General features: G+C 63.8%; 25 protein-coding genes. 17 read left to right on the forward strand and 8 right to left on the reverse strand.

Annotated elements, in window-relative coordinates; genetic code table 11:
- The first annotated feature begins 90 nt into the window (after nucleotides 1–90).
- Together AC6EI8_RS00810 and AC6EI8_RS00815 are read left to right on the forward strand one after the other, a co-directional pair.
- Nucleotides 91–417, forward strand: coding sequence for a hypothetical protein (locus tag AC6EI8_RS00810; protein ID WP_150083958.1), 327 nt, complete (start codon nucleotides 91–93; stop codon nucleotides 415–417).
- A gap of 129 nt (nucleotides 418–546) precedes the next feature.
- Entirely contained in the window at nucleotides 547–1,482 is a 936-nt protein-coding gene (locus tag AC6EI8_RS00815; RefSeq protein WP_149320260.1) for a cyclase family protein, read from the forward strand.
- On the opposite strand, the gene AC6EI8_RS00820 is transcribed toward AC6EI8_RS00815, so the two are convergent.
- A complete protein-coding gene (locus AC6EI8_RS00820) occupies nucleotides 1,454–2,905 on the reverse strand; it encodes a sensor histidine kinase (protein WP_498381017.1) in 1,452 nt (483 codons plus the stop codon). The two genes, AC6EI8_RS00815 and AC6EI8_RS00820, sit on opposite strands and share 29 nt — an antisense overlap.
- Nucleotides 2,892–3,566, reverse strand: coding sequence for a response regulator (locus AC6EI8_RS00825; protein WP_149320259.1), 675 nt, complete (start codon nucleotides 3,564–3,566; stop codon nucleotides 2,892–2,894). The genes AC6EI8_RS00820 and AC6EI8_RS00825 overlap by 14 nt, the downstream gene beginning before the upstream one ends.
- A gap of 134 nt (nucleotides 3,567–3,700) precedes the next feature.
- Between AC6EI8_RS00825 and AC6EI8_RS00830 the strand changes: the two genes are divergently transcribed.
- The 4 genes from AC6EI8_RS00830 to AC6EI8_RS00845 all read left to right on the forward strand — a co-directional run bounded on the left by AC6EI8_RS00830 (nucleotide 3,701) and on the right by AC6EI8_RS00845 (nucleotide 7,200).
- Nucleotides 3,701–4,678, forward strand: a complete 978-nt coding sequence (locus tag AC6EI8_RS00830; RefSeq protein ID WP_265633946.1) for a Bug family tripartite tricarboxylate transporter substrate binding protein — start codon at nucleotides 3,701–3,703, stop codon at nucleotides 4,676–4,678.
- A gap of 72 nt (nucleotides 4,679–4,750) precedes the next feature.
- The gene (locus tag AC6EI8_RS00835) at nucleotides 4,751–5,194 is read left to right on the forward strand and encodes a tripartite tricarboxylate transporter TctB family protein (RefSeq protein ID WP_226105656.1); all 444 of its coding nucleotides are present in this window, start codon (nucleotides 4,751–4,753) and stop codon (nucleotides 5,192–5,194) included.
- Nucleotides 5,191–6,696, forward strand: a complete 1,506-nt coding sequence (locus AC6EI8_RS00840) for a tripartite tricarboxylate transporter permease (protein ID WP_226106290.1) — start codon at nucleotides 5,191–5,193, stop codon at nucleotides 6,694–6,696. The genes AC6EI8_RS00835 and AC6EI8_RS00840 overlap by 4 nt, the downstream gene beginning before the upstream one ends.
- Before the next feature lie 30 nt (nucleotides 6,697–6,726).
- Complete coding sequence (locus AC6EI8_RS00845) at nucleotides 6,727–7,200, forward strand: SgcJ/EcaC family oxidoreductase (RefSeq protein WP_498381021.1); 474 nt, start codon at nucleotides 6,727–6,729, stop codon at nucleotides 7,198–7,200.
- A gap of 41 nt (nucleotides 7,201–7,241) precedes the next feature.
- Here the strand turns inward: AC6EI8_RS00845 and AC6EI8_RS00850 are convergent, their stop codons facing one another.
- Nucleotides 7,242–8,732 (reverse strand): acyl-CoA-binding protein, encoded by a 1,491-nt coding sequence (locus tag AC6EI8_RS00850; RefSeq protein ID WP_498381023.1) that lies wholly within the window; start codon nucleotides 8,730–8,732, stop codon nucleotides 7,242–7,244.
- Entirely contained in the window at nucleotides 8,725–10,023 is a 1,299-nt protein-coding gene (locus AC6EI8_RS00855; RefSeq protein ID WP_498381025.1) for an MASE1 domain-containing protein, read from the reverse strand. Before AC6EI8_RS00855 ends, AC6EI8_RS00850 begins: the two co-directional genes overlap by 8 nt.
- Before the next feature lie 143 nt (nucleotides 10,024–10,166).
- Here AC6EI8_RS00855 and AC6EI8_RS00860 point away from each other — a divergent pair, with 143 nt between their 5' ends.
- Nucleotides 10,167–11,636 (forward strand): HdeD family acid-resistance protein, encoded by a 1,470-nt coding sequence (locus AC6EI8_RS00860; RefSeq protein WP_255650664.1) that lies wholly within the window; start codon nucleotides 10,167–10,169, stop codon nucleotides 11,634–11,636.
- A gap of 204 nt (nucleotides 11,637–11,840) precedes the next feature.
- Here the strand turns inward: AC6EI8_RS00860 and AC6EI8_RS00865 are convergent, their stop codons facing one another.
- From AC6EI8_RS00865 to AC6EI8_RS00875, 3 genes are all read right to left on the reverse strand, one after another.
- A complete protein-coding gene (locus AC6EI8_RS00865; RefSeq protein WP_149320254.1) occupies nucleotides 11,841–12,407 on the reverse strand; it encodes a DUF6036 family nucleotidyltransferase in 567 nt (188 codons plus the stop codon).
- The gene (locus AC6EI8_RS00870) at nucleotides 12,397–13,068 is read right to left on the reverse strand and encodes a helix-turn-helix transcriptional regulator (protein WP_226105647.1); all 672 of its coding nucleotides are present in this window, start codon (nucleotides 13,066–13,068) and stop codon (nucleotides 12,397–12,399) included. Before AC6EI8_RS00870 ends, AC6EI8_RS00865 begins: the two co-directional genes overlap by 11 nt.
- Before the next feature lie 329 nt (nucleotides 13,069–13,397).
- Nucleotides 13,398–13,988, reverse strand: a complete 591-nt coding sequence (locus AC6EI8_RS00875; protein ID WP_053821746.1) for a hypothetical protein — start codon at nucleotides 13,986–13,988, stop codon at nucleotides 13,398–13,400.
- 361 nt (nucleotides 13,989–14,349) lie between these two features.
- Between AC6EI8_RS00875 and AC6EI8_RS00880 the strand changes: the two genes are divergently transcribed.
- The 3 genes from AC6EI8_RS00880 to AC6EI8_RS00890 are packed head-to-tail and all read left to right on the forward strand — an operon-like array spanning nucleotide 14,350 to nucleotide 18,791.
- On the forward strand, nucleotides 14,350–16,380 hold the full coding sequence (locus AC6EI8_RS00880) for a hypothetical protein (RefSeq protein ID WP_053821747.1): 2,031 nt from the start codon (nucleotides 14,350–14,352) through the stop codon (nucleotides 16,378–16,380).
- A gap of 3 nt (nucleotides 16,381–16,383) precedes the next feature.
- Nucleotides 16,384–17,364, forward strand: a complete 981-nt coding sequence (locus AC6EI8_RS00885; protein ID WP_053821748.1) for an ATP-binding protein — start codon at nucleotides 16,384–16,386, stop codon at nucleotides 17,362–17,364.
- Nucleotides 17,365–17,366: 2 nt separating this feature from the next.
- The gene (locus AC6EI8_RS00890) at nucleotides 17,367–18,791 is read left to right on the forward strand and encodes a TniQ family protein (protein WP_053821749.1); all 1,425 of its coding nucleotides are present in this window, start codon (nucleotides 17,367–17,369) and stop codon (nucleotides 18,789–18,791) included.
- A gap of 967 nt (nucleotides 18,792–19,758) precedes the next feature.
- Here the strand turns inward: AC6EI8_RS00890 and merR are convergent.
- Nucleotides 19,759–20,193: a mercury resistance transcriptional regulator MerR gene (merR, locus tag AC6EI8_RS00895; protein WP_003131969.1), complete on the reverse strand. Its 435-nt coding sequence runs from the start codon at nucleotides 20,191–20,193 to the stop codon at nucleotides 19,759–19,761.
- 71 nt (nucleotides 20,194–20,264) lie between these two features.
- Here merR and merT point away from each other — a divergent pair, with 71 nt between their 5' ends.
- The 7 genes from merT to AC6EI8_RS00930 all read left to right on the forward strand — a co-directional run bounded on the left by merT (nucleotide 20,265) and on the right by AC6EI8_RS00930 (nucleotide 26,032).
- Complete coding sequence (gene merT / locus AC6EI8_RS00900) at nucleotides 20,265–20,615, forward strand: mercuric ion transporter MerT (RefSeq protein ID WP_003131974.1); 351 nt, start codon at nucleotides 20,265–20,267, stop codon at nucleotides 20,613–20,615.
- Nucleotides 20,616–20,627: 12 nt separating this feature from the next.
- Nucleotides 20,628–20,903 (forward strand): mercury resistance system periplasmic binding protein MerP, encoded by a 276-nt coding sequence (merP, locus tag AC6EI8_RS00905; RefSeq protein ID WP_003131987.1) that lies wholly within the window; start codon nucleotides 20,628–20,630, stop codon nucleotides 20,901–20,903.
- A gap of 71 nt (nucleotides 20,904–20,974) precedes the next feature.
- Nucleotides 20,975–22,660 carry a mercury(II) reductase gene (gene merA, locus AC6EI8_RS00910; protein ID WP_003156770.1) on the forward strand — a complete coding sequence of 562 codons (1,686 nt, stop codon included), beginning with the start codon at nucleotides 20,975–20,977 and terminating at the stop codon, nucleotides 22,658–22,660.
- A gap of 17 nt (nucleotides 22,661–22,677) precedes the next feature.
- The gene (gene merD, locus AC6EI8_RS00915) at nucleotides 22,678–23,043 is read left to right on the forward strand and encodes a mercury resistance co-regulator MerD (protein WP_000995360.1); all 366 of its coding nucleotides are present in this window, start codon (nucleotides 22,678–22,680) and stop codon (nucleotides 23,041–23,043) included.
- Nucleotides 23,040–23,276, forward strand: a complete 237-nt coding sequence (merE, locus tag AC6EI8_RS00920; protein WP_003132004.1) for a broad-spectrum mercury transporter MerE — start codon at nucleotides 23,040–23,042, stop codon at nucleotides 23,274–23,276. The genes merD and merE overlap by 4 nt, the downstream gene beginning before the upstream one ends.
- Nucleotides 23,273–24,262 carry a DUF3330 domain-containing protein gene (locus AC6EI8_RS00925; protein WP_003132006.1) on the forward strand — a complete coding sequence of 330 codons (990 nt, stop codon included), beginning with the start codon at nucleotides 23,273–23,275 and terminating at the stop codon, nucleotides 24,260–24,262. The genes merE and AC6EI8_RS00925 overlap by 4 nt, the downstream gene beginning before the upstream one ends.
- A gap of 291 nt (nucleotides 24,263–24,553) precedes the next feature.
- Nucleotides 24,554–26,032: a SulP family inorganic anion transporter gene (locus tag AC6EI8_RS00930; RefSeq protein ID WP_238512085.1), complete on the forward strand. Its 1,479-nt coding sequence runs from the start codon at nucleotides 24,554–24,556 to the stop codon at nucleotides 26,030–26,032.
- The last annotated feature ends 124 nt before the right edge of the window (nucleotides 26,033–26,156 follow it).

Consider the following 26,156-nt stretch of genomic DNA (forward strand, 5'->3'; position numbering starts at 1 on the left):
TCTGGCCGGATGGTCGGTACAATTCGAGATCGACTTTTCGAGTCAAGACCCATTCGGACCGTATTGCCGTCCAGAACTCCCCGGCTGCGCATGCTCTCCACCGCCTCCGCACTGTTGCTGTTTGCCTTGACAATGCTCGGACTCTGGCTCGTCTCCTGGTCCCGGCGAGCGGGAGCCCGGCATGCGCGCGCCAAGGCTGAAGAGGAGGCGCGCATCCTCACCGCGCTCGTCGACGTGAGTCGCTACGCTGGGCAGCCGGTGGACCGCCTCAAGGAAGTCCTTGGGGACCGATGCCGCTATAGCTCCTTTGATTTTGGCGCATTCACTCTGGAATGGGACATCGGCCAGGTCCAGATCATTGCCTGGTGCCGGGGGAGCGAGTGTGAATCGATGGAGATCCTGCCGCGGTCGAACTAGCCGGTTGCCGAGCTGACCGATCCATCGACCCTTGCGTACGATTCAAAGGTCTTTCGCAGCCGGGCCGGTTTTTCGCAGTCAAGCGCCACAGCAGAATCGTGATTCGATCGTCAGAGAGCGGAGAACACGATGAAAGCGAAGCACGGAATTGCGATGGCGGTGATATTGGCGGCAACGGCTCACGGAGCATGGGCGGCCGACTGGTATCCCTCGCAGTTTGGACCGGACGATGAAATCGGCGCGGCCAACCTGTTGACGCCCGACGTCGTCCGGCAGGCCGCCGGGCTGGTCAAGACCGGCAAGACCTATGCGCTCGGCGTTCCGGTCAGCAAGGATCTGCCGGCATTCCGGCATCGCAGCTTCAAGCTGTACAACATCCAGCCCGGGGAGCAGGCCGGCCAGACCCTGGGGCCGAACCGTTTTACGTTCAACGATGAGCTCGCCGTGGCGTGGACCGGCGTCGGCACCCAGCTCAATGGCATCGGGCATATCGGTATCGACAACGTCTACTACAACGGCAATCGCGCCGCGGACATCGTCACGGTGGAGGGCGTGAAGAAGCTGGGCGTGGAAAAGGTACCGCCGATCGTCACGCGGGGCGTGGTGCTGGACATGACCGCTCACTATGGCAAGGCCATCGTGCCGGGCGGAACGGAATTCAAGGTTGCCGATATCCAGGCCGTGCTCAAGCGCCAGGGCGTCACGTTGCGCAAGGGCGATGTCGTGCTGTTCCACACCGGATGGCTCGATCTGATCGGCAAGGACAACAAGCAGTTCCTCGACGTGGAGCCGGGCATCGGCATGGAAGCGGCGCGATGGCTCGCCGACCAGGGCATCGTGGCGTTCGGCGGCGACACCTGGGCGTCCGAGGTGTACCCGAATCCGAGCGGCGAAGAGTTTCCGGTCAATCAGTTCATGCTGGCCAAGCGTGGCATCTATAACCTCGAACTGATCGACAGCCGCGCACTGGTGCGTGACAAGGCGTGGGAATTCCTGTTCGTGCTAGGCCAGCCACGCTACGTCGGCTCGACGCAGGTCAACGTGAATCCGGTAGCGATCCGCTGACACGGCCGTGCGCGCTGGCGGCAGGCAATTCGATACGGACCCGAAGTCCTCGTCCATCCGGCCCGTCTTCCAGCAGCACGCGTCCGCCGTGCGCTTCGCAGATCTGCCGCACGATTGCCAGACCGAGTCCACTGCCCGGAGAACGCGAGCCGCCGAGGCGCGCGAATCGTTCGAATGCCTTGGTCCGCATCGCCGGCGCAATGCCGGGGCCACTGTCGTCCACCAGCACCCGATGCGTGGTGGCCCCCGCCATCACGGTCACTTCCACCCGTCCGCCCGCGGGCGTGTATTGCACGGCATTGTCGAGAACATTGGCCAGCATCTCGCGCAGCATGCCTTCGTCGCCGTTGACGTAGGCATGCATCTGGTCGGAGGCGCTCAGGCCAAAGTCCAGCTGCCGATCGCGCGCCGCGAGATACCACTCGGCCGACACCGCCCGGCACAGCGCCGTCAGGTCCAGCCGTTGCAGCGCGGCGCCCTGCGCGGCATGCGGCGGTTGGGCATCGGTACGCGCCAACGCCAGCAGCTGGTTGGTCAGCCGGATGGTGCGGTCAATGGCGTCCCGGATCTCGCGCCATTCCGGCTTGGCCTGATAGGTCCGCACGGCATGGTCTGCCTGCGTTCTGACCAGCGCGAGCGCGGTGCGCAACTGATGCGAGGCATCGTCGAGGAACTGCGATTGCCGCGAGACCATGCCGCGCAGACTGTCCAGATAGCTGTTCAACGAGGCGAGAAGGGGATGGATTTCCCGCGGCAGTTCGGGAACGTCGATCGGATCCAGGCTGGCGGTGTCGCGGGCCCGTAGCGTGGCCTCGATATTCTTCAGCGGCCGCAGTGCGACATGCACGGCCAGTGCGATCAGCGCAAGCGAGGCGGCGATCAACAGCGCCTGCTGCCACAGCGTGGTGGCCAGCAGCCGCATCGCCATGTCGTCGCGCATTTCCAGCGTTTCGCCGACTTCGACCAGGGCGATGCCGCCATCGCCGGCGCCCGCGACCGGTTGCCATAATGCCGCGACGCGCAGCGGCGTGCCGAGGTAATCGGTATTGTAGAAATGCACGAGGGCAGGGTAGTGGTCGCTGCGCGGCACGTCCTTGGGCATCGGCGGCAAATCCCGGTCACCGGAAACAAAACGCCCCGCCGGATCGCGGACCCGATAGAAAATGCGGCCCCGGATATCGACCTGGAAGGTGTCCAGTGCGACATAGGGAACGTCCACCACCAACTGGTGATTGCGATAGTCGAGCCGCTCCGCGATGGCGCGCGCGGAAGCCAGCAGCGTGCGGTCATGGGCCTGATTGGCTTCGGACAACGCGGTGCGATACGAGGTGAAAGCGGTAAAGATGCCGACCGCGACCAGCGGGATGGTCAAGCGCCAAAGCAGACGGCGGCGCAGGCTGTGCCGACGCTCAGTCGCTGCCATGATTCGATTCGAGCAGGTAGCCAATGCCCCGGACGGCGGTGATGGTCGTTTTGCTGTCGCGCAGCTTCTTGCGTACGCGGGATACGTAGAGCTCGATGGCCTCGGGATTGACTTCGTCATCCAGCGAGAACACCCGGCCGAGCAGGCTTTCGCGTGTTACCACGCGGCCGGCGCGGATAAACAGCGCTTCCAGAACCGCATGTTCGCGCCGCGACAGCATCAGCGGCGCATCGCGCAGCAGGAAGATGCGCTCGACCGAGTCGAAGGCGAGATCGCCGAAGCGCGTCACCGGCTGGCCACCATGGGTGCGCCGCAACTGGGCCTTGATGCGCGCGCTCAATTCTCCAAGGTCGAAGGGCTTGGCGATATAGTCGTCGGCGCCCAGGTCCAGGCCCTTGATGCGGTCGGCAACTTCGGTGCGCGCGGTCAGGATCAGGATAGGCGCGCCGACGCCGCGGGCCCTGGCAATGCGCAGGACTTCCAGGCCATCGATGCCGGGCAATGACAGGTCGAGCAGGATCACACCGTAAGGCTGCTCCTGCAGCATCGTCAGGGCAGTTTCTCCATCGGGGACATGATCCATGTCGAATCCGTCCGCCCGCAAGGATTTGACCATCCAGGCAGCAAGCTCCTGATGATCCTCGATCAGCAATAAACGCATGGAATAGGGTAAACGCTAGGCCGTGACAGTCGCGATGACAGGCTCGCGACAGCATCGGGCTCTACGATACGGCCAATCGCGCCGAAGTCAATTCGTGTTCGCGCGCCATAACAACGACCGGACCAGGAGACCCCATGACCGCCATTCCCAAGCTCGTCGTCGCCATGCTCGCCGCCGGGGCGATGCTGTCCACGAACGCCCAGGCCCAGCCATCGCGCCCCGAATGCATTGCGCCGGCCAAGCCCGGGGGCGGTTTTGACCTGACCTGCAAGCTGGCACAAACCGCGCTGCAGGACGGCGGCCAGTTGAAGAGCCCGATGCGCGTGACCTATATGCCGGGCGGCATCGGCGCGGTCGCCTATAACGCCGTCGTGGCACAGCGGCCGGCCGATGGCCAGGCCATCGTCGCTTTCTCCAGCGGCTCGTTGCTGAACCTGGCCCACGGCAAGTTCGGCAAATACGGGCCGGACGACGTCAAGTGGCTGGCCGCCATCGGTACCGACTACGGCATGGTCGCGGTCGCCGCCAACTCGCCGTACAAGACGCTGAAGGACCTGATGGCCGCGATGAAGGCCGATCCGCAGAAGGTGGTGTTTGGCGCGGGCGGTTCGGTCGGCAGCCAGGACTGGATGAAGGCGGCGCTCGTTGCCAAGCAGGCCGGCGTCGAGCATCGCACGATGCGCTACGTCGCATTCGAGGGCGGCGGAGAGGCCATCACGGCCTTGCTCGGCAACCATGTGCAGGTCGTGCCCGGGGACATCGGCGAGGTCGCGGGCATGCTCGAGGCCGGCAAGATCCGCGTGCTCGCGGTGCTGGCCGACAAGCGCCTGCCCGGCAAGCTGGCGGCGATTCCGACCGCGAAGGAGCAGGGCTTCGATGTCCAATGGCCCATCGTGCGCGGCTTCTATATGGGGCCGAAGGTGCCCGATGCCGAGTTCCAATGGTGGAGCACTGCGTTCCGGAACTTGCTGGCCTCACGCCAGTTTGGCGAAGCGCTCGACGCCAGGGGCCTCTTTCCGTTTGCCAAGACCGGCCCGGAACTGGACAGCTATGTGAAGGCCGAAGTCGCCCGCTACCAGACGCTGGCGCGCGAGTTTGGCCTGATGAAGTAAAGCGGGCCGCCGGGACGCCCGGCATCTCCCTTGGGCCGCGCCCGCGGCCACCTCCAACACCCCGAGATATCGATGAATAGTGATCGCGTTTTCGCCATCGCGTGGCTGCTGCTGAGCGCCGCCGCCGCGTGGGTGGCCACGGGATTTACCGCCGAGTTCAGCTACGAGCCGGTGGGGCCGCGGGCCTTCCCGCTGCTGCTGTGCGTGCTGATGGCACTGTGCAGTATCTGGTTGCTTGTCTTTCCGGGGCCCAAGGTCGCCTGGCCCCAGCGCGGCGGCGCCTTCCGGCTGGCCATCATGGTGGCTGCACTGCTGGCGTATGCACTGGTGTTCCAGTGGCTCGGCTTTGCCATTGCCACCGCCTTGCTGACGATCGTGCTGGGCCGGCTGTTCGGCGGCGGGTGGATGGCCTGCGTGGCGACCGGCGCGCTGATGGGCATCAGCCTGTTTTTCCTGTTCGATCGCTGGCTGGAAGTCACGCTGCCGATCGGCACCCTGATCGAGGGCCTGCTATGAGCGCGTTCGAACATCTGCTGCATGGTTTCGGCATTGCGTCGCAATGGTCGAACCTGCTGGTGGCCGCGATCGGGGCCTTTATCGGAACGCTGGTCGGCATGCTGCCGGGGCTGGGTCCGATCAACGGCGTCGCCATTCTGCTGCCGCTGGCTTATGCGATGAAGCTGCCGCCGGAGACCGCTCTGATTCTGCTGGCCGCCGTCTATATGGGATGCGAGTACGGCGGCCGCATCTCGTCGATTCTGCTCAATGTGCCGGGCGACGCCGGTGCCATCATGACGGCGATCGACGGCTACCCGATCGCGTGCAAGGGACTGGCCGGCGTGGCGCTGTCCATCTCCGCGTGGAGTTCGTTTGTCGGATCGGTGATTGCCACCCTCGGCCTGGTGATCTTCGCACCGGTGCTTGCCGACTGGGCGGTGGCCTTCGGTCCCGCCGAATACTGCGCGCTGATGATCTTTGCCATCGCGTGCCTGGCTGGCATGGTTGGCGACAAGCCGGTCCGCACATTGCTGGCGGCATTGATCGGCCTGACGCTGGCCACCGTCGGTGTCGACGCCAATAGCGGCGTGTACCGCTTCACCTTCGACAACGTGCACCTGTCCGATGGCATCCAGTTCATCGTGGTGGTGATCGGCTTTTTCTCGGTCAGCGAGCTGATGCTGATGTTGGAGCAGCATACCGAGACAGGGCAGCAACTGGTCAAGAACACCGGCCGCATGATGTTCAATGCGCGGGAGGCCGCGCAGACGTGGTGGTGCACGGTTCGTTCGTCGGTGATCGGTTTCTTTGTCGGCGTGCTGCCGGGAGCGGGGGCCACCATTGCCAGCGCGATCACCTATATGACCGAGAAGCGCATCTACGGCAGCAACGGAACCTTCGGCCACGGCGATATTCGCGGCGTGGCGGCGCCCGAGGCGGCCAACAACGCCTCGGCGACCGGCTCCTTCGTGCCGATGCTGACCCTCGGCGTGCCCGGCTCGGGTACGACCGCGGTGATGATGGGCGCGCTGACGCTGTACAACATCACGCCCGGCCCAATGCTGTTTACCCAGCAGCCGGATATCGTCTGGGGCCTGATCGCCTCGCTGTTCATCGGCAACGTGATGCTGCTGGTGCTGAATATCCCGCTGGTCAATCTGTTCGCGCGTGCACTGTCCACACCGATGTGGATGCTGGTGCCAGCCATCGCCGCGATCAGTGCCATCGGCGTCTATGCCGTGCATGCGACCACCTTCGACCTGGTGCTGATGACGGTGCTTGGCGTGTTCGGGTATATCCTGCGCAAGATGGATTTCCCGATGTCCGCGCTGATCCTCGGTTTCGTGCTGGGCGAAATGCTGGAACAGAATCTGCGCCGCGCCTTGTCCATCTCGAATGGCGACGTGGCGGTGTTGTGGTCGAGCCCGATTTCGGCGGGGCTGCTGCTGGCGTCGGGGACGATGTTGATTGCTCCGTTTCTTGTTCGGCGGTTGCGCGGGGCGCGGAGGCAGGTTGCGTAATCACGACGTGGATTTTCGCTGACTGCTATCATGAAATGGCCAGAAAAAACCGCTACAACGTTCCGCGATACCAGCGATATGAAACACCCAGAAGAAGCGTTGCACGCGTTTCAGAACGCGTGGAATCGGCACGATATGGAATCCTTCGCAGCATTGTTCCATGAGGATGCGACATTCGTGAACCGGTTTGGGCGCTACGTGCGCGGCGTCGAGGCGATTGTCGAGATGCACGCTCCGATTCACGCAACGATCTACAGTGATTCCACGCTCGAAAACGAACTGATACACGTGGTGACCATCGGCCCCGAAGCGGTGGTGATGCATTTTTGGAGTCGACTGACGGCTGGAACGGCTCATCCAGCGGGCCCGCATGCTGTGGATACAGTGATCCTTGCGGTGCTGACGCGACAGGAGGGCGATTGGCGAATCAAGGCGCTGGAGAATGTCACCGTGACGGATCCTCGCACCGGCGAGCCGAAGTTGAGAGAGGAGCTGAAGGATTGAATCTGTCGAGAGGCGAGTTCAACTCGATGCACGGATATCCGCTACGACACCGCCGCCTCCTCCCTGGCCCGCAGCTCCTGCACGAGGCTGACGTAGGCCTGCATGGCCGCCTGCGTCGTCATGCCCTTGCGCGCGGCCCAGGCATCGTATTTGGCGCGGCCCACGACATCCATGACGCCGGGGCGCTCGCCCACCACGTCACCGATGCTGCCTTGCTTGTAGAGCGCGTAGAGGGCCAGCAGCGTGTCGTTGTCCGGCGCCTGGCGCAGCGTCTTTGACAGTGCCGCCGCTTCCGAGAACGCCTTTTCCTGCGGGCTCGGGCCCTCGGGAACCGGCTCGCCGCCGAAGAAGCGGTCTTCCAGCGTGACATCGTCGGGAAACCAGCGCGCCTCCAGCAGCTTGCCGGCGCGCATGGCAAGCGCCAGCACGCCGGGCGATGCAAGCGCCTCGCCGGCCATCAGCGTGGCCGGCAACACCGCCACGCCGGCGTTCAGGCTCGGCATGCCGAAGGCGCCGAAGCGCAACGGCGGCTCGCCCATCGCCCAGCCCTTGAGCCGGGCGAGGCCTTTGCCGCCGCGATAGACGCCCGTCGCGCGGTTCGCACCCGGTTGCAGCCACGCAAAGTCCGGAATGCCGGCGGCGTAGAGGCCCGCGAAGTCTCCGGATTCGAGCAGGCGCCGGGCGGTTTCGAGCAGCGCCAGTACCTCGGCGGGCGTCATGGCCGCGTCCACCGGTCCCATGCCGAGCGAGGCCGCGGCCGTGACATCGAAGAATTCCAGCACGTTGCGGGCGACGATTTCGCGATCGTTGTCGACGCAGACCATGTGGTAGCTGTCCTCGAGCACCACCATGCGGGCCAGGCCGGCGCGCTTGCTGCCGCCGATATGTTCGACGAGGTAAGTGGCCGAGCGCAGGCTGGTCAGCTCGTCCTCGCGCGCATGGACAACCAGCGTCGGGCAGGCGATCCGGTCCAGGCCCGTCATGACGAAGCCTCGCAGCCGGTCGACTTCGCGGATGCAGGCGAGCGGCACCCATCCATAGTGGAAATTCTCGCCGCGTTCGAACTTGGCCTTGACGATGGCGCGCAGTTGCTCGTTCTTGATGCCGTACGGGTCTTCTTCCATGACCTTCATCCGCGCCGGCACGCCCGGTACGCGATAGAGCAGGCTGCGCGCACCGCGATACCAAGGCGTGGCCCAGCCGTCGATGTAGACCGGCGGCGCCAGCACCACGAGCTTCCCCTTGGCATGGCGTTCCCGCTTGGCGGTTTCCACCGCCAGCAGCGATCCCATGCACATGCCCATCAGATGCAGCACGTCATGCTGGCCGATGATTTCGTGGTACTTCGCCCGCACCGCTTCGAGCCAGTCCTCCGCGCGCACGTCGACGAGGTCCTCCGGCTTCGTGCCGTGACCCGGCAAGGTCAGCGAATGCGTGACGAATCCCGCGTTCTTGAGCCGCTTGTGCATCGAGCCCAGGTCGTACTGGGTGCCGCCCAGACCGTGGATCAGGAAGACGCCGGGCTCACGCATGGCGTTCCGCGCCCACGGGCGTGACCAGGCGCAGCAGGCATGCCACGCGCTCGACGCCGCCATCCGGCCCCCTTACCGGTGCAAGGCGCGCCTGCACATGCAGATCGCGTCCGTCGAGCCGGATGTCATACGCATCGGTGCTCATGTCGCGATGGCCGGCTGACACGGCTTCCCAGCCCGCCTGCGCCAGTGGCCGGTCGGCATCGTCGACGCGGTCGAGCCAGTCGCGGATATTGCGCAGCTGCGCCGCCTCGGCGCCGAGTACGGCTTCGGCCGATTCTCCCCACCACGCGACGCCGGTGACGGCATCGAACTCGACGCTTGCCACGCCATTGGCCTGCAGCGTCCGCTCGTAGCGCAGCTGCCAGTCGCGTGCCTTGGCCAGCGCGGTTCGTCGCGCCTCGTTGAGCGCGCGACCGGCGAGAAGCAGCACTGCCCACACCCAGACATAAGCCTGCACCTCCACCACCGACTCGCCCGGAAAACTTTCGCGGATCGCAAACGGTCCGCCGCCGTGCGCGGTCAGCCAGATGATCAGCAGCGCGCCCACCAGCGTGGCAACGGCGCCGCCGCGCGGGCCCCAGAACATCGATGCCAGCAGCAGGAACGGCATCGGCAGGTAAGTGAGCGTCGCCGCCACGTCGCCGAAGCGCTGATGCACGCTGCGATCGAAGACGATCAGGGTCGTCAGCAGGAACAGCGCGAACATGGCCGCACCGGCGCCGAACTGCTTCATCGGCATGCCGCCGGAACGCTTGACGGCAAATCCCTTGAAGCCGACGATCACGGGCGCGACGAGCAGGATGCCGACGATCGTGGAAAACGCCCAGGCGCGCCATTCCCGAGCCAGATCGATAGCGCCCCCCGGTTGCAGCCAGCGCCAGAGTTCCACGGCGAGCGTCGCGCCTGCCACGCTGGTGACGATGGCGCCTGCCACGAGCAGCGCCGCGGCCTGCAGCGGCCGGGCGGCCTGTTGGCGAAGGGAGGCGATCCAGGCGCCGATCGCAATGCTGGCAGTCTCGATCGCGGAGAATGCGAGCGCGGCGCCGAAGGGCAGGGCGTGTCCCGCGATTCCCCAGATGGCTGCGGCAACGACGGTACCGGCCAGTATTGCCGCCCGCATGCCTGGCGGGCTCACCAGCCAGGCGCCGAAGCTGACGCCGCCAGCCAGCCATACGGCGACAGCCTGCGTATCGCTCGCGGCCATGGCGCGCGACAGCATGCCCACGGCCAGATAGGCAATGGCGACGAGGATCGCCACGACGATGAAGCGGGTGCCTGCAGACTGCATCGGTATCCCCCATAGATCCGAATCCCTGCCGGAGCGGGCCGCGGACGCGGCCGGCATGCGTCGATGAGGATAGTAGTACAAGGTCGCGCAGGCGCAACATAGTGACTAGAATCCCCGTGGAGCATATCGTCCTTGGGGGAACGATGATCCGGCTCGCGCTGATCATGCTGGGATTCGACTATCTGCGCCAACGGGCACGCGGAATGTTCTGGCTCGGCATCGCCTTTCTACTGGCCGGCATCGTGCTGTTCATCGACGGATTGGACGGCGCCGTCTACTTTCCGCTCGAGCTGTTTGCGCTGCTGCTGATGGCCGGCGGCATCGGTACGCTGGTGGTCGCGTTCGTCGGCGCGGGCGGCATGCGCAGCATGCGCGTGTTCAAGGGACTGTCCCTGATAATCGCGGCCTCCCTTGTTCTGGCAGGCCATCATCATGGCCACTTCTGGCTGTCGATGCTCTTCGGCACGCTGTTCCTGCTCGATGGCCTGCTGCAATGCGTCTCGGCGAGCGTGGTGCGGTTTCCGCGCTGGCGCATCGCCGTGGGCATGGGGGCGATCGAGATCCTGATCGCGATGTTCTTCTTTCAGCCTTATCCGACGAACTATCGGGGCACCGTGCCTTACGCACTGTCGCTGTGGCTGTTGTTCGGCGGCTGGGGCATGGTCATGCTGGCCTACCGCGCGATGCGCGTTCCCGAGAGCGCAACGATCGAAAGCCTCATGCATGGTCCGCGACGGCGGCGCGCCGGGGCAGAGGAGGGCGGTAGGACGAAAGCCGGTTCTCCGCCGGTTCGTACGGGCGCGGCGCACGAGCCGGTGCACAAGGTCACGAAGACGCTGCTGTTTCAGCAGCCCGAGCCATCCGCCACGCTTCCTGCCAAGGATGGCCCCGCACTGACGGTCCATGTCTGGACGCCATCCGGCTCGGTCGAGCGTCCGCTGCGGCGGCGCCCGGTGGTTGACCGCTATATCGCCGCCGTCGACGCCAACGGCGCGATCTGGACCGGCCATGCCGCGCTGGAATCGCCGGAAGGCATCTACATCAGCTTCGATCCGGCCACGCCATTGAACCGTACCCCCGACCGCGTCGCGCAAGCGCTGCGTGCGTCCAGCGACAACGATGTGCCAGGGCGGTTCGAACCTGACTACGCCACGGAATCGGCTCGCCGCGGCGATTCCACAGCGCGCGTGCACCTGCGCAATTATGATCCGGCGCGGCTGGAGCGATTCTGGAATGCGTGGCGCTCGGACACGACCTACAACCTGACATATCGCAACTGCGCGGTCAGCGTGGCACGGGGGCTGGAAGCGGCCCTGGAGGGCGCGCTGATGCGCCGGCACGGCCATCGCCACAGCTGGGGCCTGCTGCTCAAGACGATGCTGACGCCCGAATTGTGGCTTGCCGCGCAGATCCGCAAGCGGGCCAAGACCATGGCATGGACGCCCGGTCTGGTGCGCGACTACGCGCGCGCGCTAAGCCTGCTGGTCGATCCCCATCCCGGAGCGCAGGCCCGGCGTGCATGGCGGGTTGGCATGCCGGCGTTGAGGCGACTGCGGCGGCAGCGCCGGCAATGGCGGGAGGAGGATGAGCGGCGCGGGGATGAGCGGCGCTGATGAAATGCATTGTCGATCCCCGGTGCGATGTTCCGATGGCTCGTGCAGCAGCGCTGCGTCCTGGCCCGCCCGTTCGCCGGCATCAACGTCCGCGGTAGCGCCACACGTCAGCACGGGACAAGCATGTTGCTTGCCCATTGCGCCGGCCTCGGAGCGCCGGCGCGAAGCCGCACTTGTTCACAGCGCATTGCCTGATGGTGGAATCTAGGCGGCGTCGCCGGGAATCTCATGACCTTGTTCGCGCAAGGCCTTTGTCCAGCGCTTGATGCGGGCACGTAGCCGTCCCTGAGCAGCCCTTTCCATCGGCATGTCGTTGACGCGATTGATAGCGGCGTCCGGCGAAACATAGCCGTGCTGAATCAAGGCCATGCAAAAGACGCGATCTTTGTCGCGATCCGCGGCAGCCTTGGCCATAAAAAGGTCCAGGACGTCCAGGCAATAGGCTACGCGCCCGTTGGTGCCGGACGTCTGGATGCGCTGCAACCGGCTCTGCCATCCGGCCGGCAGACACGCTGTCTCTGGTCCGACTCCTTGCGCGTAGTATCCGTAAGTCTCGTGAAAGCGGGAGCCTTCGCCGATGGCGGCATCGATTTCATCCGCCTTGTGGATAGCATTGAGCGGGTAGATGTCAGCCTCCGCCGACATGGTGAAAATCGCCGGGGGATTAGGGATCGGGCCCAGAATCGATTGACTGCCAACAACGACGAACTCGTACTCGTTCGTGATGTCGGCAGCCGCTCGGATGATGTGTTCCAGATCTTCACGGTTCATGCGTCTCTCCGAGGATAACGCCGGTCTTCAATGCTTGGACCTGCGCTAACACATTGCGCCGCACGTCGTCTGGTAACACCGTGGGCAGAGGAGAGGCCTGGCGGAGTTCCTGAGCACGCCGCGTCCGGCCAAGCGCTTTGCGCCAGGATCGCTTCGCAAGGATCGATTCCCACTCGGACCACAGTGAATCGGACCGTGACCCACCCTGTGCGCGCCATCGCTGGAGGACTTCCTGAGCCCGAGCTAGTAGAGCGGGGTCATCCTGTATCAGCCGGATCGCTTCCTTGTGAAGCGCCATGCTTTGGAGGTCCTGCGCCTCGTGACGGCTGGAGTCCGTCCGGACCCGGACTTCGACCTGTGGCGCAGGACGCCTGGATGACGCGGCCGCGGAGTGCTCCGGTGGCGGCTGGAACGTATCGCTAACCAACAGGGCAAGATCGGCGGCCACGCCCAAAACGGACATGACGCGAAGATACGTGCCCATGGAAGGCGCCGGGTCGCCCGCTTCAACGGCCGCGAGAGTGGTCCGGGAGATGCCAACGCGCTTTGCCATCTCGACCGTGCTGACGCCTTGTGCCTTGCGCAAGCGTTTGATGCGATCGCCGAGCTGCAACAGCAAGTGACGTTCCAGAACAGAGGTGGTATCGGTGAAGGATGGCATGTTCAGTATTCTAGACAACATTGGCGCTTTTGAGCATTTTACCGGACAAACTTTGTCGGCGCTGCTCGGTATCGTGCGCGGTTGGAGTCCCTATGGCGGTAGCCAGCATATCTGCGTCCAACCGTTGTTTTGCGTAATTTTGTTACTCACGCACTGACGGCGTGACGCTGCTTGTCGCTTGCCTAGTAACAAATTTAGTTGAACAAACGTTGCAGAAAATTGTTACTGCGTTGAACGGTTCAACTTAAAGTGTTCTTTGGATGTACGGCGGCCATGTTACATCTTCAGTCTGTCAGGTAGCGTGCGAAGGGGCGTGTCTCCCCGGCAGGTTATTCGTCTGCCAGTTTAAACGTGCCGTCGCCCCTCGCAATAATGCGTTCTGACCTGATCAGCGACGCCAGTCCTTCCAGAACATCGGCTACTTCCATCTCGAGCTGCTTGGCGATTTGGACCGCGTGCAACTTCTTGACGCTTGCACTGACGAGGTCGAGAATCTGGCCTTCGGGCCCCGACTCATAAGGTAGCCAGCTCAGCCGGCGGTGCTTGTCTGCGGTCTTGTCAATCTGAGGTTCGCGCTCTCTTTGCCGTGCAAGAAGTCGGTTCCGCATTTGCTCGTCTTCTTCGGCACTGGCGCGCTGTCTCTCGCGCTCTGCCGCAAGCCGCTGCGGACCCTCGGCGATAAAGGCGTCCATCACCTCGATCGGTCCCTTTCGGAAGGGCACTCCTCGAAATGCGCCGTGCTCATATAGCAGCTGTCGCAACCGTTCACATCGATACGATTCGCTCTCGCAGACGTCGGGTAGGTATTGCGCCTGTTGCTCCGCCGGTATGTCACGGTAGTAACGGCCACCAATCATGACGTAGCGCTCGATGAGGCGGAGCAACAGCTCTTCTCTGCTTAGTTCGTCGGGGTTTCCCATTGCCGCTCACAATGAAAAGAGGGCTGGCTCATCGAGTTAAAAATTGTAACAAATCTGTGCAGAGATCGAGCGGCAGGCGATGAACTGGGCGTATCCGCCCGGCACGACGCTCGCTTGCTGGTGTCCTGGGGAAGTTTGCCAGCCTCGCGCGACTGTCGGGAAGAGGACCGCAGCGACGGTCGGCAGACGGGGTGGGAAAGGCTGTAGCAAGTTCACTACGGACTTCTCCTGTGAGACGCGCCTAGCCTGACTGCGTGTCAGCCCTGGCCCGATGCGTCGCTTGCATTCTCGTGCAAGCCTTCTATCGTTCAAACGTTTTCCTAGGCAATGTCGCCCGTCCTGCCAAGTCGAGGACCGCTTCATGGATCCAGGCAACGATGAACATTACGGCGGCGGGCGAGTCGTTCGTGGCCAACGCGTCGACACGTCGGGTTGGCCAACGCCAGACGAGGGCGCGCTCGACGATCCGCGGCGCGCCTTATACTTTTCCAGAAAACACGCGGTCCAGCTTTATCTTTCCGGCGCCGACGCCCACACCATCAAGCGTCTGACCTCGTTCAGTGACAAGCAAGTTTATCGTTTGATTTCCGAGCGTTGTCTTCAGGCGCATCCAGATGGCCAGCCGTATGGTTGGCGTGGCTTGGTGCCGTGGCTAAGAGTACGGCCATACCGCCGCCGCACGAAAATCCGTGTCGACCGGTTCGGCGGCGGGGCAGCCGGAGCGCTGCAAGCCACGCTGGATGCGCACCCGGAACTGCGCCTGTCATTCGAATCCCGGATTCGCTCCAGCCCATCGTCCAAACGGTTATCCGAGGCCAAGCGATCGCCCCGACGGCATTGGCTGTGGTTTCTTGACCAACTGCGCGAGCGCGGCTATGAGGCGCGCGGCGACTGGCCGTTCAATACATCGACTCGCGCTTACTTCACGATCTGTCGCTTCGTTGAACAGGTGCTGTCCTCGGACCCGAAATCGCTCGCGGCCAGCATCGGGGGAGCCGATCTGGTGCGCAAGCTGAAGGCCGGCGATGGATCCGGTCGGCCGGCCCTGCGGTTCATGCAGCGGGTCGAAATGGACGCGCACAAACTGGACGGTCGCTTCTGCGTGTCGCTGCCGCTCGCCGGCGGCGGTTTCACGGAGAAGATCGTGCACCGGCTCTGGGTGATTGTGATCCTCGAGGTGGTCTCGCGCGCGGTGGTTGGCTACTACTTCAGCACCGGGCGAGAAGTCTCGAAAGACGATGTCCTGCGGGCAATCAAGACCGGACTGAGCCGGCCGAAGCTGCGTCCCGTGACCTTTTCCGACACCCCATACTTGCCTGGCGCAGGGCTGCTTGGCTCGCTCGGCGAGGACTTTGTGGGGCTGTGTTGGGATGAAACCAGCGTCGACGGCGCACTGGCGGAAACCTGCCAGCACGTTCGCGCTGCGCTCCAACAGGCCGTGGGTTCGACACTGCTGGAGCCGCGCAATTCGTTCGCGGCACGACGAAGCAAAGACGATCGCCCGTTCATTGAGTCGTTTTTCCGCAACCTCGCCGGACGTGGCTTTCAGCGCTTGACGAACACGACCGGGGCGAAGCCGCAAGATCGGCAGGGCCGTGAGCCAGACGGCGTGGCGCTGGCCAGCCGCTTCCAATACGAATATGCCGAAGAGCTGTTGGGCGTGCTGATCGCCAACTATAACGCTACCCCTCACCGCGGCATTGGCAACCGGACGCCCTTGCAGTATGCGGCCTTCCTGCATCGGCATGGCGGCGAGACGTGGCGCCGGGTGGATGCCGCCGCCATGCAAGGCTTGTTTAGCGTGAGAAGGCGTTGTGTGGTCAGGGGCGGCGCGGCGGTGGGGCGGGCACCGTACGTGAACTTCCATTATGGCCGCTACAGCAACGAGGTACTGCACAACCGGCAGGATCTGGTGGGCACCGAGATCTGGGTGATCTGCCATGAAGAGGACGATTGCCGCGTTGCGCTGGCCTCAACGCTCGATGGTGTGCCGTTGGGGGTGCTGCGCGCAGCGCCGCCATGGCACTTATCGCCGCATAGCCTGGCGGTACGCGCGGCCATCTGCCGCGCTTGTGCCAGAGGCCAGTTTGCGATTTCCCCCGGCGGCGATGCGATCGAAGCCTTCATCCAGTACGTCGAGATGCAGCCGCACAAGAAGCTCCCGGTTCATCCGGCGTACCTGGAAGCCAGGCGCATCTTGGCGGCGGCCTCCCAGCTTTCCATTGGCGCCGTGATGCTTGATGCCGCGCTGGAGCGCGGTCGCGGCGGGTCATCCCGAGGTGGGGAGGCGCCCGAGGTCGCGCCGGCCGTGACACGGGCTGACACAACCGGTGACCCGGGCACGGATGGGAAGGGTGAGCTTCCCCCGCGGCGCATGGCGCGAACGGAGTAGAACGTGTCGTTCTCGCTGCCCGAGCGCATCGATCCGCGTCACTGCATTGTGACCAAGCAGTATGCGATCTACACGCCGCCGATGCATGCCATGATCGAGCAGATGGGCGAATGGATCGATCAGCAGCGCCCGGGCGGCTATATCTATGGTGCGTCGCGGCTCGGCAAGTCGCGTTGCGTGCAGTGGTATGTCGGCAAGGTGCTGGAGGAGCGATTTAGCGCAGTCGTGCCCCTGGTGGTATGGAGCCGACGCCCCGACAGTCATTCCAACGAAGCGGCGTTCTGGCATCAGATTCTGATGGCGTCGCACTTCGAGTTCGTCAACCCGGCCAAGGTGCCCAAGCGGGTCGAGGCGGCCTATCTCTGTCGGCAACGCTTCATTGCCATCGCCAACAATGCGTGTCGCAACTATGTCGTCTTGTTGATTGACGAAGCGCAGGATTTGACGCTGCGCGAGTGGAAGTGGCTGGTGGGCCTGCAGAACGATCTCGATTACGACGGTTACCTGCTCAGCGTCTTCTCGGTCGGCACGCATCAATTGAACTATCGACATGAATACATGGCCAGCACCGGCAACGCGCATGTGGCCGCCCGCTTCATGGCAGCCCATGCGCGCTTTCACGGTCTGCGCTCGGTGCAGGAGATCGAGTATGTGCTGAACGGCTATGACGTCGACTCCGAATGGCCCGTCGACAGCGGGGTGCCGTTTCTGGCGTATTTTGCGCCAGAGGACTTTGCCCGCGGGCGCCGGCTGGCCGGCAGCGCCAAGCTTCTCTGGAACGCCCTGGTCGAGTTGTCACCGCAGCAGGCGCGACGGCGGCATGAGTTTCCGATGCAACACGTTGCCAAGGCGACCGAGAGCGTGCTGTTCCAACTGGCCCGCGGCATGGACTGGGACGAGGCGACCTGCTACGAGAATTGGCTCAGAGAATTGGCCAAGACCAACTTCTCTGACCACATGAGAATCATCGCCGCGGGCAGTTAGCAGTGGCGGGCTATCCTTCGGTCAACTGGTGGCCACGCAATCTGCGCCCCTACGAGTCGGCGCTGTCGTTCGTCGCCAGGTTTTGTGCGCTCAATGGCGTCCCCGCGCGGGCCGGCACCGCGTTCCTGGGAGTCGAGCCACGCCATCCGGGATTCATCTCTGATGATGACGTCGCGCGGGTGTCATCGCTCTTGGGCGAGGATCCGGCTCGGTTGGCCGATGTCCTCCAGCACGCCCTCGATTTTCGGCAGTGCGGCACCTATGCGCCCCCTCCGGCTTACAGTCAGGGGTCGAGCGTCCGGTATTGCGCAGCCTGTGCGCAACAGGGCTATCACAGTTACCTGCATGAGGTGCCCTGGCTAACCAAGTGCCCCGTCCACCTGACAGCGCTGACCACCGTGCCGGCCAATCGGAGCGGGAACATAGGTGAGCGCCGCCTGGGGGCGTTCAAGCGCCTGATGCAGGGGCATTGCGCCGCTTGGCCGCACTTCGCCCCGGACGGATTTCCGACGCGCGAGCCCGGGGCGCTGCTGACCTTGGCAGCGTGGGTGCACGACGCGTGCGACGCTTCCAAGCGGATGCAGGCAGGCGAGTTGTGGCGGTCCGAGGCAGGGACGCATCGTGGCGCAGTCACGGTGGCGCAGGCCCTTGGCCAGCTGCACACGCTTGCCCCCCTGCCCACCGCGCTCGAGCCACTGCTTGCCGACCGCGGTGACGCTTGGGTCGTCCATCAGGCGCGTTTTCCGCGCGCAGTCAGTCGCGAGCTGGCGCGCCTTGGCGAGCGTGGCTTGCGGTTTGACGCCCTGTTTGCGTTCTACAAGGACAGCGGCGATACGTCCGACGGCTCGCCAGCGTGGTACTGCCAGTCCGTCCAGCAGCAGATCCGGCAGCGCCATGGCACCTGCGGGTGTCGGTGGGAGCGCGTCAAGGCCGGGTTCGGCGAGGTCTTTTGGATCAAGACCCAACGTGATGAGTTGGGCGAAGCATCACGGCAGTGTCCGTTTGAAGTGGCATTGCAGGACCTGGAGCTGGACTGGGGACGCCGGGGCAGGGCGCTGCCGTCGCGGCTCGCGCAGCAAGAGATGTATCGCTTTCTGAAGGAATCGCACGCGATGCGCGATGCTGGCGTGCTCTCCTATAAGGAGGGAGCGCAGGTGTCTCCGGACGGTTATCTTTACCTCATGCAACGGGTATGGCCCTGCTGCGAATGGAATCGGGACTCCCCATTGCTTGACCTGTTCCGAACTGCCGCGCGTTGGGAGATCGACAGCGAGCATCGCGCCATCACGCGCTGGTTGGACGATATTGAAGCCGGCAGCCACCCTTCCCACCGCCAGGATCCCCTCTACTGTGTGCGCTTGCGCAGTGATGAGCAGGGAGCCTCGCTTCTGCATTGGCGATCGGCCGACCACCGGGCTCGAGGGTGAGGGGGCGGCGCTGGCGGGCCGGGCGCACGAGGGACCGCCGGCGGCCGCCAACCCTCTACGGTCAAATCCCAGCCCGAAATCAGGGCACCGACCGGGCCGGCAGCTATCAGTTGGGCATCGTGGTCGCGTTCCGCGGATGTTCTGGGACAGCCGGCCGTAGCGAGTAGGCTGGTGCGGCCAGGGATGAAGCGCACCGATCGGCTGCCGGTACGGTGGGGCGACAAAAAAGCCGCCTGTGACGGCAGGCGGGCTAAAACGGTCGACGCGGAGGCGCCTTGACGCGCCGTTCCAGCTGCAGGGCACTGGCGGCAGCGCGGTCGCGGCGCGCGATCTGCACCGCTACGAGTGACGCCGGGCTGGCGAGGCGGTGCCCTGTTTCAATCAGCCGACCATACAAACCACAAGCGCGCGTCGCCTCAGCCATCGAATAGTGATGGCCATCAATCAACGCAAGGCGCACTTGGTCGCCATAGCGTATGCGCGAGCCATCCACGGGTTTCATGCATCGATTGTATAGCAGCCTGGAAGAGGAGCCGCTGTGCCCGCAGCCATCATGGCCGGCGTCTGCTCGGTGAATGGGGCTTGGCAGACGTCGTTTGATGGCCGGATGTCTGCCGTTCTTGGCCCACGGCCGGGCCGAAATCCACTTCACCGTGGCGGTTTTCAGGTGTGATGCCGGTGATCAGAGCCTCTACGTCATACTCATCCCTGGTCGCTGCCACGATCTCGGCCGGGAGCCGGAGCGAGGCGCCCTTGCCCGACTTCCGTATTCTTGTTCGCATCCGATGCTCCCGACGTTGCCACCCCGTCGATACTATACCGTGCCCCCGTTGCCAAGCGGGGCAAGCGCGCTCATGCCGTCAGCGGCAATCCCGGCCTCCGGTGGGCTTAGCAAGGGGTTACGCCACTGTACCCAGCGCCGGGCTGCCGTCAGGGGGTCGTCTCAGAAAACGGAAAATAAAGCACGCTAAGGCATAGCCGAACCTGCCAAGCTTGCTCCACCCTGTAGTGACGCGATCAGCGGGCAGGAAACGTTCCCCCTTCGCGCATGGCAGGCGCACACCAACTCAGACAGCACGGCCTCCATGCGCGCCAGGTCAGCCATTTTCTCGCGCACGTCCTTGAGCTTGTGCTCGGCCAGACTGCTGGCTTCCTCGCAATGGGTGCCATCCTCCAGCCGCAGCAGCTCGGCGATCTCATCCAGGCTGAAGCCCAGCCGCTGGGCTGATTTCACGAAGCGCACCCGCGTTACATCCGCCTCGCCATAGCGGCGGATGCTGCCATAGGGCTTGTCAGGCTCCAGCAACAAGCCCTTGCGCTGATAGAAACGGATGGTCTCCACATTGACCCCGGCCGCCTTGGCGAAAACGCCAATGGTCAGGTTCTCCAAATTGTTTTCCATATCGCTTGACTCCGTACATGAGTACGGAAGTAAGGTTACGCTATCCAATTTCAATTCGAAAGGACAAGCGCATGTCTGAACCAAAAACCGGGCGCGGCGCGCTCTTCACTGGAGGGCTTGCCGCCATCCTCGCCTCGGCTTGCTGCCTCGGGCCGTTGGTTCTGATCGCCTTGGGGTTCAGCGGCGCTTGGATCGGCAACTTGGCGGTGTTGGAACCCTATCGCCCCATCTTTATCGGCGTGGCGCTGGTGGCGTTGTTCTTCGCCTGGCGGCGCATCTACCGGCAGGCAGCGGCCTGCAAACCGGGTGAGGTCTGCGCGATTCCCCAAGTGCGAGCTACTTACAAGCTCATTTTCTGGATCGTGGCCGCGCTGGTTCTGGTCGCGCTCGGATTTCCCTACGTCATGCCATTTTTCTACTGATCGGAGTTCACCATGAAGAAACTGTTTGCCTCCCTCGCCCTCGCCGCCGTTGTTGCCCCCGTCTGGGCCGCCACCCAGACCGTCACGCTGTCCGTACCGGGCATGACCTGCTCCGCCTGCCCGATCACTGTCAAGAAGGCGATTTCCAAGGTCGAAGGCGTCAGCAAAGTTGACGTGACTTTCGAGACACGCCAAGCGGTCGTCACCTTCGACGATGCCAAGACCAGCGTGCAGAAGCTGACCAAGGCAACCGCAGACGCGGGCTATCCGTCCAGCGTCAAGCAGTGAGTCACTGAAAACGGCACCGCAGCACAACGGACGTCATTGTCTGGCGCCACAAACGATAAAGGATCTGTTGCATGACCCATCTAAAAATCACCGGCATGACTTGCGACTCGTGCGCGGCGCACGTCAAGGAAGCGCTGGAAAAAGTGCCAGGCGTGCAGTCGGCGCTGGTGTCCTATCCGAAGGGCACAGCGCAACTCGCCATCGTGCCGGGCACATCGCCGGACGCGCTGACTGCCGCCGTGGCCGGACTGGGCTACAAGGCAACGCTAGCCGATGCGCCACTGGCGGACAACCGCGTCGGACTGCTCGACAAGGTGCGGGGATGGATGGCCGCCGCCGAAAAGCACAGTGGCAACGAGCCCCCGGTGCAGGTAGCGGTCATTGGCAGCGGTGGAGCCGCGATGGCGGCGGCGCTGAAGGCCGTCGAGCAAGGCGCGCAGGTCACGCTGATCGAGCGCGGCACCATCGGCGGCACCTGCGTCAATGTCGGCTGTGTGCCGTCCAAGATCATGATCCGCGCCGCCCACATCGCCCATCTGCGCCGGGAAAGCCCGTTCGATGGCGGTATTGCGGCAACTGTGCCTACGATTGACCGCAGTAAGCTGCTGGCCCAGCAGCAGGCCCGCGTCGACGAACTGCGGCACGCCAAGTACGAAGGCATCCTGGGCGGTAATCCGGCCATCACCGTTGTGCACGGTGAGGCGCGCTTCAAGGACGACCAGAGCCTTACCGTCCGTTTGAACGAGGGTGGCGAGCGCGTCGTGATGTTCGACCGCTGCCTGGTCGCCACGGGTGCCAGCCCGGCGGTCCCGCCGATTCCGGGCTTGAAAGAGTCACCCTACTGGACTTCCACCGAGGCCCTGGCGAGCGACACCATTCCCGAACGCCTTGCCGTAATCGGCTCGTCGGTGGTGGCGCTGGAGCTGGCGCAAGCCTTTGCCCGGCTGGGCAGCAAGGTCACGGTCCTGGCGCGCAATACCTTGTTCTTCCGTGAAGACCCGGCCATCGGCGAGGCGGTGACAGCCGCTTTCCGTGCCGAGGGCATCGAGGTGCTGGAGCACACGCAAGCCAGCCAGGTCGCCCATATGGACGGTGAATTCGTGCTGACCACCACGCACGGTGAATTGCGCGCCGACAAACTGCTGGTTGCCACCGGTCGGACACCGAACACGCGCAGCCTCGCGCTGGACGCAGCGGGGGTCACTGTCAATGCGCAAGGTGCCATCGTCATCGACCAAGGCATGCGCACGAGCAACCCGAACATCTACGCGGCCGGCGACTGCACCGACCAGCCGCAGTTCGTCTATGTGGCGGCAGCGGCCGGCACCCGTGCCGCGATCAACATGACCGGCGGCGATGCGGCGCTCGACCTGACCGCAATGCCGGCCGTGGTGTTCACCGATCCGCAAGTGGCGACCGTGGGCTACAGCGAGGCGGAAGCCCACCACGACGGGATCGAGACCGACAGCCGCACCTTGACCTTGGACAACGTGCCGCGTGCGCTCGCCAACTTCGACACACGCGGCTTCATCAAGTTGGTTATCGAGGAAGGCAGCCATCGGCTGATCGGCGTACAGGCGGTCGCGCCGGAAGCGGGTGAACTGATCCAGACGGCGGCTCTGGCCATTCGCAACCGCATGACGGTGCAGGAACTGGCCGACCAGTTGTTCCCCTACCTGACGATGGTCGAGGGGTTGAAGCTCGCGGCGCAGACCTTCAACAAGGATGTGAAGCAGCTTTCCTGCTGCGCCGGGTGAGAAAAAGGAGGTGTTCAATGAACGCCTACACGGTGTCCCGGCTGGCTCTTGATGCCGGGGTGAGCGTGCATATCGTGCGCGACTACCTGCTGCGCGGATTGCTGCGCCCGGTGGCGTGCACACCAGGCGGCTACGGCTTGTTCGATGACGCCGCCTTGCAACGGCTGTGCTTCGTGCGGGCGGCCTTCGAGGCGGGCATCGGCCTCGACGCGCTGGCGCGGCTGTGCCGGGCGCTGGATGCGGCGGACGGCGACGAAGCGGCCGCGCAGCTTGCCCTGCTGCGTCAGTTCGTCGAGCGTCGGCGCGAAGCGTTGGCCGATCTGGAAGTGCAGTTGGCCACCCTGCCGACCGAGCCGGCACAGCACGCGGAGAGTCTGCCATGAACAACCCCGAGCGCTTGCCGTCCGAGACGCACAAACCGATCACCGGCTACCTGTGGGGCGGACTGGCTGTGCTGACTTGCCCCTGCCACCTGCCCATCCTCGCTGTCGTGCTGGCCGGCACAACCGCCGGTGCTTTCCTCGGCGAGCATTGGGTCATCGCGGCGCTCGGTTTGACCGGCCTGTTCCTTCTGTCCCTGTCGCGGGCGTTGCGGGCATTCAGGGAAAGAGAATGAGCGCTTTCCGGCCGGATGGATGGACGACGCCGGAACTGGCCCAAGCGGTCGAGCGCGGGCAGCTTGAACTGCACTACCAGCCCGTCGTCGATCTGCGCAGTGGTGGGATTGTCGGCGCGGAAGCCCTGTTGCGCTGGCGTCATCCGACGCTTGGACTATTGCCACCGGGCCAGTTCCTGCCCGTGGTCGAATCGTCCGGCCTGATGCCTGAAATCGGCGCTTGGGTGCTGGGCGAAGCCTGCCGCCAGATGCGTGACTGGCGAATGCTGGCATGGCGACCGTTCCGGCTGGCCGTCAATGTTTCGGCGAGCCAAGTGGGACCGGACTTCGACGGGTGGGTAAAGGGCGTGCTGGCTGATGCCGAGTTGCCCGCCGAGTATCTCGAAATCGAGCTGACCGAATCGGTCGCGTTTGGTGATCCGGCGATCTTCCCCGCCCTGGACGCCTTGCGGCAGATCGGTGTGCGCTTCGCCGCCGATGACTTCGGGACGGGGTATTCCTGTCTGCAACATCTGAAGTGCTGCCCAATCAGCACGCTCAAGATCGACCAATCGTTTGTCGCCGGGCTCGCCAACGACCGCCGCGACCAAACCATCGTGCACACCGTGATTCAGCTTGCGCACGGGCTGGGCATGGATGTGGTGGCTGAAGGCGTGGAAACATCGGCGAGTCTTGATCTATTGCGACAAGCGGACTGCGACACAGGACAAGGCTTCCTGTTCGCGAAGCCAATGCCGGCGGCGGCATTCGCCGTCTTCGTCAGTCAATGGAGGGGTGCCACCATGAATGCAAGTGACTCGACCACCACCAGTTGCTGCGTGTGCTGCAAGGAAATCCCGCTCGATGCCGCCTTCACCCCGGAAGGCGCGGAATACGTCGAGCACTTCTGCGGGTTGGAGTGTTATCAACGCTTCGAAGCGCGTGCCAAGACAGGGAACGAAACCGATGCCGATCCGAACGCCTGCGACTCGCTACCGTCAGATTGAGGCATAGCTCAGACTGACATTATTGTTGCTGCACCGCCGCAAAGAAGGTAAAATGTCCCCTCCCAAAAGAACCAGCAAACCGACTATCGGAGTTCCTACCCGTGTAAGCCTCTTTCTCGCTGCGAGCCAGCTTCAAATACACACACGCTCGCACGAGGCTGCACGTCCGATTCACTGCGTCTTGCTGGCCCCGGATCACTCGGGGTTCGTTCTCTATTCCGTTGGCCGGTAAGACGCGCTTGCGTTCGCCCCAACTGCCACCACTGGCTGGCAACCACACGGAATAGAAGAATGATGAAATCCTTACGCCAGGACTGGCTTTCCAATGTCCGAAACGACTTACTAGCGGGCATCGTCGTCGCGCTAGCACTGATCCCCGAGGCAATTGCCTTCTCGATCATTGCAGGCGTCGATCCCAAGGTCGGCCTTTACGCCTCATTCAGCATTGCCGCGATCATTGCCTTTGCAGGCGGTCGCCCTGGCATGGTGTCTGCGGCCACAGGTGCGATGGCGCTGCTGATGGTGACCCTGGTCAAAGACCACGGCCTGCAATACCTGCTGGCTGCCACGGTGCTGACCGGCGTGCTGCAAATTCTCGCGGGCTGGCTCAAGCTCGGTGCATTGATGCGCTTTGTCTCTCGCTCGGTCATCACCGGCTTCGTCAACGCGCTGGCCATCCTGATCTTCATGGCGCAGTTACCCGAGCTAACCAATGTGACTTGGCATGTCTATGCCATGACGGCGGCAGGCCTTGGCATCATCTACGGCTTCCCCTACATCACCAAGGCCGTGCCGTCGCCGCTGGTCGCCATCGTCGTGCTGACCGGCGTGGCAATCTTCCTTGGCCTCGACATTCGCACCGTGGGCGACATGGGCAAACTGCCCGACAGCCTGCCAGTGTTCCTGCTGCCCGATGTGCCGCTGAACCTCGAAACGCTCAAAATCATCTTCCCGGTCTCGGCCACCTTGGCGGTCGTCGGCCTGCTGGAATCCATGATGACGGCCTCCATCGTCGATGACTTGACCGACTCCAACAGCAACAAGAACCGCGAATGCGTGGGTCAGGGCGTGGCGAATATTGCTACCGGCTTCCTGGGTGGCATGGCGGGCTGCGCCATGATCGGCCAGTCGGTCATCAACGTGAAATCCGGTGGCCGTGGTCGTCTCTCCACGCTGGCCGCTGGCGTGTTCTTGCTGCTGATGGTGGTGTTCATCGGTGACTGGGTGGCCCGCATTCCGATGGCCGCATTGGTCGCGGTGATGATCATGGTGTCCATCGGCACCTTCAACTGGGCCTCTATCCGCAATCTGCGCGAGCACCCAAAAAGCTCCAGCATGGTGATGCTGGCCACCGTGGTGGTGACGGTCGGCACCCACGACTTGGCCAAGGGCGTGCTGGTCGGCGTGTTGTTGTCGGGCTTCTTCTTCGCGCACAAGGTAGGCCAGATTCTGCGCGTCACCTCTCGCACGGAAGACGAAGGCCGCGTGCGCACCTACACCATCACCGGCCAGGTGTTCTTCGCCTCGTCGGAACGCTTCATCAATGCTTTCGACTACAAAGAAGTCATCGAGAAGGTGCGTATCGACGTGAGCCGCACCCACTTCTGGGACATCACCGCCGTCAGCGCCTTGGACAAGGTGGTCATCAAGTTCCGCCGTGAAGCCACCGAGGTCGAAGTCATCGGCCTGAACGAAGCCAGCGCCACACTGGTGGACAAGTTCGCCGTGCATGACAAAGACGGTGCCGACGACATGCTGATGGGCCATTGATAGGAGACACGATCATGAAGAACGAAAACAAAGTGCTGGCCTGCGTGGATCAATCCCGCTTTGCCGATTACGTAGCCGACTATGCCGCATGGGCCGCTCGCCGCATGGAGGCGCCGTCGTCTGC

The organism is Cupriavidus sp. R6-3 (assembly GCF_059772245.1).